The following is a 10,992-nucleotide window of genomic DNA, read 5'->3' on the forward strand; positions in this document are numbered from 1 at the left end:
GCTACGACGCCGCCGCGCTGGACCGTACCGGCAATGTGGAACTGCGCATGACGCTTGCCGCCATGGGCGCGGTGGGCCTGCAGCCGTATGTGCATGAAGCGCCCGACGGCCCCTGCGCCATGCATTTCGAACCCACCCCCGCCCTGCTGTCCCTGGCGCCGCAGCGCGACACCACCCAGTTGTGCGGCGCGCTGGGCCTGGACACCGTGGCGCGGCCCGATGACCTGGCGCGGGAGATCCTGCTGGCCATGGTGCTGGGACCCGTGGCCTTTCCGTTTCCTGGCGCGGCAGAAACGCGCAGCGCCGTGCGCATCCGCCAGAACATCGTGCAGGCTGCCCGCCAGACGGCGCTGGCCTTCGATACCGAACACGCTGAACGACCGGAAGGCTACTGGCGCTACGACGAGGCGCGCGGGTTCACCATCGAGCCGGGCGTGTCGCTGATCGAGGCGTTGCGCAAGGCCACCCAGCCGGACGTATCGGGCAAGCTGTACGCGTTTTCGTGCTACCGGGCCACCGAATACGTCACCCTGCTGGGCATCGCCCAGGAACTGCGCGACGCGCACCCGGCGCTGTACTCGGCCTTGCAGCGGCAATGGGAAACGCGCGCCATCATGTCGGGGCTGTTCCACGAGGTATTCCTGCGCGAATACGGGTCGATGGACCAACCCCTGCCGTCCAGGTACTACGTGCCCGGCGACCGCCTGTGGTTCCGCAACCCCGACGGGCACTCGTCCAATGTGGAAGGCTACGAAGGGTCGTGGCTGTTCTATCTGGGCAGCGGGCTGTTCAACAACTTCTGGAAACGCGACTAGCCCTACACCTTGACCGCCAAGTGCGTGGAAATCCATCACTGGCGCGATGGCGCGCGGCACGATGCCGCGGGGCGGCTGGTGCTCGACGAAAGCATCGTCGAGGCATGCGTGGCCCGCACCCTGCAAGACCCCGATGCAGTTCGGCAAATCTTGGCACGCATGCTGCGGCGGCGCGATCCGCAAGGGGTGTATGCGGAAGGCGGCTGCATCGACGCCACGCGCGAATGCGCGCAATGGGTACTGCCGGGCACCGCGCAGATCGTACTGCCGGATGCACCGCTGGCGGATGCCAGGCCTCCCGTCGAGCCCTGACACCGCCAGCGCGGGACACGTTCAGCGCACCTTGCCCGCCTTCCATGCCTGCAGCAGCTGGTCGTACGGAATGGTCTGACCCTGCGGCTTCTCATTGGCCAGCTTCTTCCACGGGGCATGCTCGTCCGACAACCACTTCGAGGCATCGCTTTTCTTGTTCAGCTTGGGCGCGCATTGCGCCATGCCGGCGCGCTCCAGCCGCGCCATGACGCGATCCATTTCTTCGGCCAGGTTGTCCATGGCCTTCTGCGGAGTCTGCTCGCCCGTGACGGCGGTAGCCACGTTCTTCCACCACAACTGCGCCAGCTTGGGATAGTCGGGCACGTTGTTGCCGGTGGGCGTCCAGGCCACGCGCGCCGGGCTGCGGTAGAACTCGATCAGGCCGCCGTAGCGGTCGGCGTTCTTGGTGAAGTAGTCGCTATGGATGTCGCTGTCGCGGATGAACGTCAGCCCCACGATGGACTTCTTCAGCGATACCGTCTTGGCGGTGACGAATTGCGCGTACAGCCAGGCGCCCGCCAGGCGGTTCGGGTCAGTGGACTTGAAGAAAGTCCACGAGCCCACGTCCTGGTAGCCGTTCTGCATGCCGTCTTTCCAGTACGGGCCGTAGGGCGAAGGCGCCATGCGCCACTTGGGCGTGCCGTCTTCGTTCACCACCGGCAGGCCCTTCTTGGTCATGTCGGCGGTAAAGGCGGTGTACCAGAAAACCTGCTGCGCAATCTGCCCCTGCGCCGGCACCGGGCCGGCTTCCGAGAACGTCATGCCCATGGCCTGCTGGGGCGCGTACTTTTTCATCCAGTCGATGTACTTGGTCAGGGCATAGACCGCCGCCGGGCTGTTGGTGGCCCCGCCCCGCTCGACCGATGCGCCCACCGGCGTGCATTTGTCATCGGCCACGCGTATGCCCCATTCGTCCACCGGCAGGCCGTTGGGCAGGCCCTTGTCGGCGGCGCCAGCCATCGACAGCCAGGCATCGGTGAAGCGCCAGCCCAGCGACGGGTCTTTCTTGCCGTAATCCATGTGGCCGTAGATTTTCTTGCCGTCCAGTTCCTTCACGTCGTTGGTGAAGAAGTCGGCAATGTCTTCGTACGCCGACCAGTTGGTGGGCACGCCCAGTTCGTAGCCATACTTGGCCTTGAACTTTTCGCGCAGGTCGGGCCGCGCGAACCAGTCGGCGCGGAACCAGTACACATTGGCGAATTGCTGGTCGGGCAGCTGGTACAGCTTGCCGTCTGGCGCCGTGGTGAACTTCGTGCCGATGAAGTCTTTCAGATCCAGGCCGGGGTTGGTCCATTGCTTGCCCGCGCCCGCCATGTAGTCGGACAGCGGCAGAATGGCGCCATAGCGGTAGTGCGTGCCGATCAGGTCGGAATCGGAAATCCAGCCGTCGTAGATGGACTTCCCGGACTGCATCGATGTCTGCAGTTTTTCGACCACGTCGCCTTCCTGGATCAGGTCGTGGTTGACCTTGATGCCGGTAATCTCGGTAAAGGCGCGCGCCAACGTCTTGGCCTCGTACTCGTGCGTGGTGATGGTCTCGGACACCACATTGATCTCGGTAACGCCCTGGGCCTTGAGCTTGGCGGCGGCGTCGATGAACCACTGCATCTCGGCCATTTGCTTGTCTTTGGACAGCGTGGAGGGTTGGAATTCCGAATCCACCCATTTCTCTGCCTCGGGTACCCCGGCCCAGGCGGCCGACCACCCGATCAGGGCTATGGCGGCCGCCATGGTGTGCCTGCGCAATTTCATGACCTGTCTCCTCGATATACCTTCCCTTCCGTGCTGCCGACCTGGGCCTGGGAAGATGCCGGCCGGCGGTCGTACGCTACAGCTTGTGTTGTTATCCCTTGCGCATCACCCACGCCAGCACCAGCATCGACGCCGCGAAACTGATCCATACCGTGGGCGGGTCGTCCAATGACCACCAGTCCATCATTTTCTCGCCCAGGCCCACGTAGGCCAGGTTGATCCAGGCCGCGGCCATCAGGCCGATGAACAGGCGGTCGCCGCGCGTGGTGGCCATGGGCAGGAAGCCCTTGCGCAGGCGCGTGGGCGACTTCAATTCCCACACTGTCATGCCCGCCAGCATCAGCACGATGCAAATGAAGAACACCGCTACCGGCGTGGTCCATACCATCCACTGGAACATGGCGCCCCCTTTTAGACCCGGCCCATCGCGAAGCCTTTCGCGATATAGTGCCGCACGAACCAGATGACAATGCCGCCCGGCACGATGGTCAGCACGCCCGCCGCGGCCAGCACGCCCCAGTCCATGCCCGAGGCCGACACGGTGCGCGTCATGGTGGCCACGATGGGCTTGGCATTCACCGATGTCAGGGTGCGGGCCAGCAGCAGCTCCACCCAACTGAACATGAAGCAGAAGAATGCCGCCACGCCCACGCCCGACTTGATCAGCGGCAGGAATATCGTCAGGAAAAACCTCGGGAAGGAATAACCGTCCACGTACGCCGTTTCATCGATTTCGCGCGGCACGCCCGACATGAAACCCTCCAGGATCCACACCGCCAGCGGCACGTTGAACACCAGGTGCGCCAGCGCCACGGCCAGGTGCGTGTCCATCAGGCCCATGGAGCTGTACAGCTGGAAGAAAGGCAGCAGGAACACCGCGGGCGGCGTCATGCGGTTGGTCAGCAGCCAGAAGAACACGTGCTTGTCGCCGATGAAGCGATAGCGCGAGAACGCGTAGGCCGCGGGCAAGGCCACGGCCAGCGAGATCAACGTATTGATCACCACATAGATCAGCGAATTGATATACCCCGAATACCAGGCCGGGTCGGTAAAGATGGTGCGGTAGTGGTCCAGAGTGAAATCGCGCGGCCATAGCGTCAAGGTGCTGACGATTTCGGTGTTCGTCTTGAACGACATGTTCAGCATCCAGTACAGCGGCAGAATGGCGAACACCAGGTACAGGGCCAGGAACAGGCGGCGCCAGGCCGGGTTGCGCTTATCCATGGCTGGCCTCCTCGGACGCGCCCGTGCCGGCACGCTGCATCCAGTTGTACAGAATGAAGCACAGCAGCAGAATGATCAGGAAATACACGATGGAAAACGCCGCCGCGGGCCCCAGGTCGAACTGGCCCACGGCCTTCTGCGTCAGGTATTGCGACAGGAACGTCGTGGCGTTGCCGGGCCCGCCGCCGGTCAGCACGAAGGGCTCGGTGTAGATCATGAAGCTGTCCATGAAGCGCAGCAGCACGGCTATCATCAGCACCCCGCGCAGCTTGGGCAGCTGTATGTAGCGGAACACGGCGAAGCGCGACGCCCCGTCGATGCGGGCCGCCTGGTAATAGGCCTCGGGAATGGCGCGCAGCCCCGCGTAGCACAGCAGGGCCACCAGCGGCGTCCAGTGCCAGACGTCCATGGCCAGCACCGTCAGCCAGGCATGCAGGGGGTTGCCGGTGTAGTAGTAGTCCAGGCCCAGCCAGGTCAGCGCCGCGCCCATCAGGCCGATGTCGGTACGCCCGAACACTTGCCAGATGGTGCCCACCACGTTCCAGGGAATCAGTAGCGACAGCGCGATCACCACCAGCACGGCCGAGGCGCGCCAGCCCGATTCGGGCATGCACAGGGCCAGCAGGATGCCCAGCGGGATCTCGATGGCCAGCACCGCCAGCGAGAAACCCACCTGGCGCAGCAGCGCGCCATGCAGCTCTTCGTCCTGCAGCACCATGGCATACCACTCGGTGCCCACGAACACCCGCCTGTCGGGCGAGATAATGTCCTGCACCGAATAGTTCACGATGGTCATCAGCGGCAGGATGGCCGAGAACGCCACGCAGATCACCACCGGCAGCACCAGCAGCCACGCCCTTTGATTGATAGGTTTCATGTCCAGCGCTCCTGGTCGCGGTAGAAGCACGTATGCGGATTCAGCAGCGGCAGCCACACGGTATCGCCCACCACCGCCGCCGTGCCGGGCCTTGCGCGGGCCCGCAACGCCTGGCCCTCGAATTCGGCAGTCAGCAACAAATAGGTGCCCAGGTCCTGCACGCGCGACACGCGCGCCGGCGCGGCCCCTGGCGTACCGGCCGGGCACGGCTGCAGATACTCGGGCCGCACGCCCAGCCGTACCGGGCCGGCCTCTGCCAGGCGCTGCGCCACATCGGCCGGCAATCCGGCAAGGCGGGCCCCACCCACCGCCAGCGCGCCGTCGCGCCATTGCGCCGCCAGGAAATTCATGCCCGGCGAGCCGATGAAATGCCCCACGAACTCATGCGCGGGCCGCTCGAACAAGTCGTCGGGCGTGCCGATCTGCACGGCCTTGCCGCGCGACATCACCACCACCTGCTCGGCGAAGGTCAGCGCCTCGGTCTGGTCATGGGTTACATAGATCAGCGTCAGCTTGAGTTCCTGGTGGATTTCCTTCAGCTTGCGCCGCAACTGCCATTTCAGATGCGGATCGATCACCGTGAGGGGTTCGTCGAACAGCACGGCCGACACGTCGCTGCGCACCAGCCCGCGGCCCAGGGATATTTTCTGCTTGGCGTCGGCGGCTAGCCCGCTGGCGCGCCGGTTCAACTGCCCGGACAAATCCAGCATTTCGGCGATGCGGCCGACCCGCTCGCGGATGCCGTCGGCCGCCATGCCGCGGTTGCGCAAGGGGAAAGCCAGGTTCTCGGCCACCGTCATGGTGTCGTACACCACGGGAAACTGGAACACCTGCGCGATATTGCGCTGCTGCGGCGTCAGGCCCGTGACGTCGCGGCCATCGAACAGAATGCGGCCTTGCGAGGGCCGCAGCAGGCCAGAGATGCAGTTCAGCAACGTGGTCTTGCCGCAGCCCGACGGCCCCAGCAAGGCATAGGCGCCGCCGTCGCGAAAAGTGAATTGCAGCGGCAGCAGGGCGTAATCATCGTCGCCCCGTGGCTGCGCCAGATAAGAATGCGCCAGGTCCAGCTCGATTGCCGCCATCAGGCTGCTCCCGTCGCGCTGCCCGCGGCCAGCAAATGGCCGTCTCCGGCATCGAAGGCATACAGGCTGGCGGGGTCGAAATACAGGGTCAGGCGGTCGTCCAGCTGGTAGCGGTGCACGCCGGCCAGTTGCGCCACCACTGCTCCGGCGGCCGTGTCCGCGTGCACGTAGGTGTCCGAGCCCGAAATCTCGGCCAGTGTCACGGTGCCCGGCAGCGCCACGCGCCCGTCGCCGGGGCGAAGGTCGAACGCGCCGGCCCGCAGCCCGGCCGTCATGGCGGATGCGGCCTCGCCGACGGGCAATTGGCGCGCCGCCGCTACCCCACCCGGCAACAGAATGCCGCCGTCCTGCCGGGTGGCCGCGAACAGGTTCATGGGCGGGTCGCTGAAGGCTTGCGCCACGCGCAGGGAGGCCGGCTGGTGGAATACCTGGGCCGCAGGGCCGTATTGCAGCAGTTCGCCCGCGTCCAGCACCGCGGTATGGCCGCCCAGCAGCAAGGCCTCGGCGGGCTCGGTGGTGGCGTACACCACGGTGGCATCCCCATCGGCGAACAGGCCGGCCAGTTCGTCGCGCAGTTCTTCGCGCAGCTTGTAGTCCAGGTTGACCAGCGGTTCGTCCAGCAGCACCAGCGGCGCCTGCTTGGCCAGCGCGCGCGCCAGCGCCACGCGCTGCTGCTGGCCGCCGGACAGTTCGGCCGGATAGCGGTCGAGCAGATGATCGATGTGCAGCCGCGCCGCCATGGCGCGCACCCGAGCATCCACGTCGCGCGCTCCGCCCAGCTTCAGCGGCGAGGCGATGTTGTCATACACCGGCATCGAGGGATAGTTGATGAACTGCTGGTACACCATCGCCACATTGCGATGCCGTACCGGCGTGCCGGTCACGTCGGCGCCGTCCACCAGCACCCGGCCCTCGGTGGGGCGGTCCAGCCCCGCCATGATGCGCATCAGCGAAGTCTTGCCCGCCTGTGTGGCGCCCAGCAGCACGGTCATGGCGCCAGGCATCGGCGCCAGGCTCATGGGGTACAGGTGGGTTTGCGACCCAGCCTGCAGGGCAATCTGGTCCAGCGTCAACTGCATCGTTCTCCTCCGGATGGACGGATGCGCTTCGCTTTCGTTGTTTTTTTGCTTTTTTGCGTTTTACCTAACAAGCGAAAGAAAAACAATCTTGCAGCGCGTCATTATTTTTCGCTTTTGTTGTTTTATGATGCGAATATGACATTGAACCCTCGACAAAGCGCCTTGGTGGAAATGGTCCGAACGCAGGGCTCGGCCACCATCGACGCCCTGGCCCGCCATTTCGACGTCACGCTGCAAACCGTGCGGCGCGATGTCAACCTGCTGGCCGAGGCCGGGCTGCTGTCGCGCTTTCACGGCGGAGTGCGCATCGAGGCCTCCACCATCGAGAATATCGCCTATCGCAAGCGCCAGGGGCTGCATGCCCAGGCCAAGCAGCGCATTGCGCAGGCCGTGGCGCAGGCCGTGCCCGACGGCTGTTCGCTGATCCTGAACATCGGCACCACCACCGAGGCCGTTGCCCGCGCCCTGCTGCGCCATCGCGGCCTGCGGGTCATTACCAACAACCTGCACGTGGCCGATATTCTGTCCGACAACGCCGATTGCGAGGTCATCGTAGCCGGCGGCGTGGTGCGCCCGCGCGACCGCGGCATCGTGGGCGAAGCCACGGTGGACTTCATCCGCCAGTTCAAGGTAGACATCGGCCTGATCGGTATTTCCGGCATCGAGGCCGACGGCACGCTGCGCGATTACGATTTCCGCGAAGTGCGAGTGGCGCGCAGCATCATCGAACAATCGCGCGAAGTCTGGCTAGCCGCCGACAGCAGCAAATTCCAGCGCCAGGCCATGGTGGAACTGGCCCACATTTCGCAGGTCGACCGCTTTTTCACCGACGCCTTTCCCCAGGGCCCGCTGGGCCAGGTGCTGCAGGAATCGGGGGTGCGCTGTGAAATCGCGGCCGCCGAACCCGGATCCGACGATTCCCCCGGCGAATCCGCTTCCGCGGCCTGACCGCTTTCCCACTGACTTCCCGCCCCGGCCCACTGCTTCCGACATGAATTCCACCCCAGCTTCCACGCCCGCGCCCAGCCGCGCCGCATTGCTCGCCACGCTGAATGACAGCGCCGCCTGGGACATCATCGTGATCGGCGGCGGCGCCACCGGGCTGGGCACCGCGGTGGATGCCGCGGCGCGGGGCTACCGCACTCTGCTGGTCGAAGGCGACGATTTCGCCAAGGGCACCTCCAGCAAGGCCACCAAGCTGGTGCATGGCGGCGTGCGCTATCTGGCGCAAGGCAATATCGGCCTGGTGCGCGAAGCCCTGCACGAACGCGGCCTGCTCAACCGCAATGCGCCGCACCTGGTGTGGCCGCTGGGTTTCGTGGTGCCGGCATACGGCCTGTTCGACCAGCCCTTCTACGGCGTGGGCCTGAAGATGTACGACATGCTGGCCGGCAAGCTCAATCTGTCGCCCAGCCGCTGGCTATCGCGCGCCGACACGCTGGCGCAGGCGGCCACGGTGGCGCCGTCGGTAGGCGGGCGCGGCCTGCGCGGCGGCGTGCTGTATTACGACGGCCAGTTCGACGACGCCCGGCTGGCCGTGGCCCTGATGCGCACCCTGTTCGACCTGGGCGGCACCGCCATCAATTACGTGCGCGCCAGCGGGCTGACGCGCGACGCCAACGGCAGCATCAACGGCGTCATCGTGCGCGACACGCTGGGCGGCGGCGAACACGCGCTGCGCGCCCGCTGCGTGGTGAATGCCACCGGCGTGTGGGTGGACAGCGTGCGCCGCATGGACGACGCGCAGGCGCAGACCATGGTGGCCCCCAGCCAGGGCGTGCACCTGACCCTGCCGCGCACGTTCCTGCCTGGCGACAAGGCCATCCTCATTCCCAAGACGGACGACGGCCGCGTGCTATTCGTGGTGCCCTGGAACGGCCATACCATCGTCGGCACCACCGATACTCCGCGCGGCGACCTTCCACTGGATCCGCCCGCCACGCAGGCCGAAGTGGATTTCATCCTGCAGACGGCCGCGCGCTATCTCAGCCGCAAGCCCACCCGCGCCGACGTAACCAGCGTGTGGGCCGGCCTGCGCCCCCTGGTCAAGGCCACGGGCGAAGCCTCGACCAAGAGCCTGTCGCGCGAACACACCATCGTGGTGTCTCGGGCCGGCCTGGTAACGGTGACCGGCGGCAAATGGACCACCTATCGCAAGATGGCGCAGGACGTGGTCGACACCGCCATCCAGCACCAGTTGCTGCCGCAGGCCCCCTGCCACACTGCCGACCTGGCCCTGCACGGCGCCCCGCAGGCCGACGCCGCGCGCAGCCCCGATACCCCGCCCCACGGCACGCCCGACAGCTACTACGGCACCGACCTGCCGGCCTTGCGCGCCCTGCCCGGCATAGAACACATGCTGGTCAATGCCAGCGGCCTGACCGAAGCGCATGTGCGCTTTGCCGCGCGCCACGAACTGGCGCGCAGCGTCGAAGACGTGCTGGCGCGGCGCAACCGCGCGCTGTTCCTCGACAGCCATGCCGCCACGCTGGCCGCCCCGGAAGTGGCGCGCATTCTGGCCGAAGAACTGGGCCACGACGCCACCTGGCAACGCGCGGATGTAGACGCATTCGGCCGAACCGCGGCGCTTTACCGGCTGGCCTGAAGCGACACCGGGTGCCTGGCGCCCGGCTGTTCACCATCGGTCACAACTGGCGCTTTTAATTAATTAAATCATTAATTAAAATGCCGCCATGGCTACCTCTAAACCCCCCACGCCACGCAAACCCGGCCGCCGCGCCGGGCCCGCCGGCGCCGATGCCCGCGATGCCTTGCTGGACGTGGCCACCGCGCTGTTCGCCGCCCAGGGCGTGGCCGCCACCACGCTGGCACATATTGCGCAGCGCGCCCAGGTGACACCCGCCATGGTGCATTACTACTTCAAGAACCGCGACCAGCTCATCGACGTGGTGGTGGCAGAGCGCCTGGCGCCAGTGATCGCATTTGTATGGGCGCCTGCTGCCCTGCCCGCCGGCGCGCAGGACACCCTGCCCGACCCGCGCGCCGTGGTGCCGCAAATCGTGGCGCGCATCGTCCAGTGCGCGTCGGAACGCCCCTGGCTGGGGCCGCTGTGGATGCGCGAAGTCGTCAACCAGGGCGGCCAGTTGCGCGAAAAAGTATTCCGCCACCTGCCCATCGAACGCCTGCAGGGCTTCGCCACCCTGTTCACGCACAGCCAGCAGGCCGGCACGGTCAACCCCGGCATCGAACCCCGCCTGGTGTTCCTGTCGATTCTGGGCATGACCCTGCTGCCGCTGGCAACGGCCGATCTGTGGCAACGCATCTGGGCCGGCGGCGACCCTGTCCCGCCGCCTGACACCGATGCCATTACCGCGCATGCGGTGGCCCTGCTTACCGGCGGCCTGTTCCCGCCGGCTGTTTCCCCGCGCCGCCGCGCGCGCCCTACTTCGCCACGGCCAGGATCCTGACGCCATGCCCAGCCGCCTGCACGTTTCCCTTTCACGACATTCTCTGCCGTTGCGCCGCCTGGCGCTGGCCGGCTGCCTGCCGCTGCTGCTCGCCGCCTGCGGCGACGACGGGCCGCCTTTTTACCAGGGCTACGTGGAAGGCGAATTCGTCTACATGGCCGCCTCGCAGCCCGGCCGCCTGCAAACCCTGCATGTAAGCCGCGGACAGCAAGTGGCCAGGGGCGCGCCCTTGTTCGAGCTGGAAGCCAACCCCGAAGCCGCCGCGCAGCGCGAGGCCGATGCGCGCCTGCAGGCCGCGCAGGCACAATTGCGCGACCTGGAAACCGGCAAGCGGCCGCCCGAAGTGGAGGTGGTGCGCGCGCAACTGGTACAGGCGCAGGCCGAAGCCAATCGCGCGGCTGCCCAGTACGCCCGCGACCGGGC

At 66.3% G+C, this 10,992-nt stretch carries 10 protein-coding genes and 1 pseudogene; 5 read left to right on the forward strand and 6 right to left on the reverse strand.

Going from position 1 to position 10,992, the window contains the following annotated elements; translation table 11 throughout:
* Nucleotides 1-155: 155 nt before the first annotated feature.
* Nucleotides 156-1,127: pseudogene (locus LPZ50_RS15325) on the forward strand (hypothetical protein); the annotation flags it as partial.
* A gap of 21 nt (nucleotides 1,128-1,148) precedes the next feature.
* Here the strand turns inward: LPZ50_RS15325 and LPZ50_RS15330 are convergent.
* From LPZ50_RS15330 to LPZ50_RS15355, 6 genes are all read right to left on the reverse strand, one after another.
* On the reverse strand, nucleotides 1,149-2,879 hold the full coding sequence (locus tag LPZ50_RS15330; protein ID WP_230662332.1) for an ABC transporter substrate-binding protein: 1,731 nt from the start codon (nucleotides 2,877-2,879) through the stop codon (nucleotides 1,149-1,151).
* Nucleotides 2,880-2,970: 91 nt separating this feature from the next.
* The gene (locus LPZ50_RS15335; protein ID WP_230662333.1) at nucleotides 2,971-3,279 is read right to left on the reverse strand and encodes a DUF2160 domain-containing protein; all 309 of its coding nucleotides are present in this window, start codon (nucleotides 3,277-3,279) and stop codon (nucleotides 2,971-2,973) included.
* Between the two features lie 11 nt (nucleotides 3,280-3,290).
* Nucleotides 3,291-4,103, reverse strand: coding sequence for a carbohydrate ABC transporter permease (locus LPZ50_RS15340; protein WP_230662334.1), 813 nt, complete (start codon nucleotides 4,101-4,103; stop codon nucleotides 3,291-3,293).
* The gene (locus tag LPZ50_RS15345; RefSeq protein WP_230662335.1) at nucleotides 4,096-4,980 is read right to left on the reverse strand and encodes a carbohydrate ABC transporter permease; all 885 of its coding nucleotides are present in this window, start codon (nucleotides 4,978-4,980) and stop codon (nucleotides 4,096-4,098) included. Before LPZ50_RS15345 ends, LPZ50_RS15340 begins: the two co-directional genes overlap by 8 nt.
* Nucleotides 4,977-6,062: an ABC transporter ATP-binding protein gene (locus LPZ50_RS15350; protein ID WP_230662336.1), complete on the reverse strand. Its 1,086-nt coding sequence runs from the start codon at nucleotides 6,060-6,062 to the stop codon at nucleotides 4,977-4,979. Before LPZ50_RS15350 ends, LPZ50_RS15345 begins: the two co-directional genes overlap by 4 nt.
* Nucleotides 6,062-7,141, reverse strand: coding sequence for an ABC transporter ATP-binding protein (locus LPZ50_RS15355; protein ID WP_230662337.1), 1,080 nt, complete (start codon nucleotides 7,139-7,141; stop codon nucleotides 6,062-6,064). Before LPZ50_RS15355 ends, LPZ50_RS15350 begins: the two co-directional genes overlap by 1 nt.
* Nucleotides 7,142-7,276: 135 nt before the next feature.
* Here LPZ50_RS15355 and LPZ50_RS15360 point away from each other — a divergent pair, with 135 nt between their 5' ends.
* The 4 genes from LPZ50_RS15360 to LPZ50_RS15375 form a co-directional block, all read left to right on the forward strand.
* Nucleotides 7,277-8,089: a DeoR/GlpR family DNA-binding transcription regulator gene (locus tag LPZ50_RS15360; RefSeq protein WP_230662338.1), complete on the forward strand. Its 813-nt coding sequence runs from the start codon at nucleotides 7,277-7,279 to the stop codon at nucleotides 8,087-8,089.
* Nucleotides 8,090-8,132: 43 nt separating this feature from the next.
* Nucleotides 8,133-9,746: a glycerol-3-phosphate dehydrogenase/oxidase gene (locus tag LPZ50_RS15365; protein WP_230662339.1), complete on the forward strand. Its 1,614-nt coding sequence runs from the start codon at nucleotides 8,133-8,135 to the stop codon at nucleotides 9,744-9,746.
* A gap of 88 nt (nucleotides 9,747-9,834) precedes the next feature.
* Entirely contained in the window at nucleotides 9,835-10,569 is a 735-nt protein-coding gene (locus LPZ50_RS15370) for a TetR/AcrR family transcriptional regulator (protein WP_230662340.1), read from the forward strand.
* Between the two features lie 4 nt (nucleotides 10,570-10,573).
* On the forward strand, nucleotides 10,574-10,992 hold a 419-nt coding region (locus LPZ50_RS15375), incomplete at its 3' end, for a biotin/lipoyl-binding protein (protein WP_230662341.1).

The organism is Bordetella petrii, from assembly GCF_020991325.1.
GTDB lineage: Bacteria > Pseudomonadota > Gammaproteobacteria > Burkholderiales > Burkholderiaceae_B > Bordetella_A > Bordetella_A petrii_E.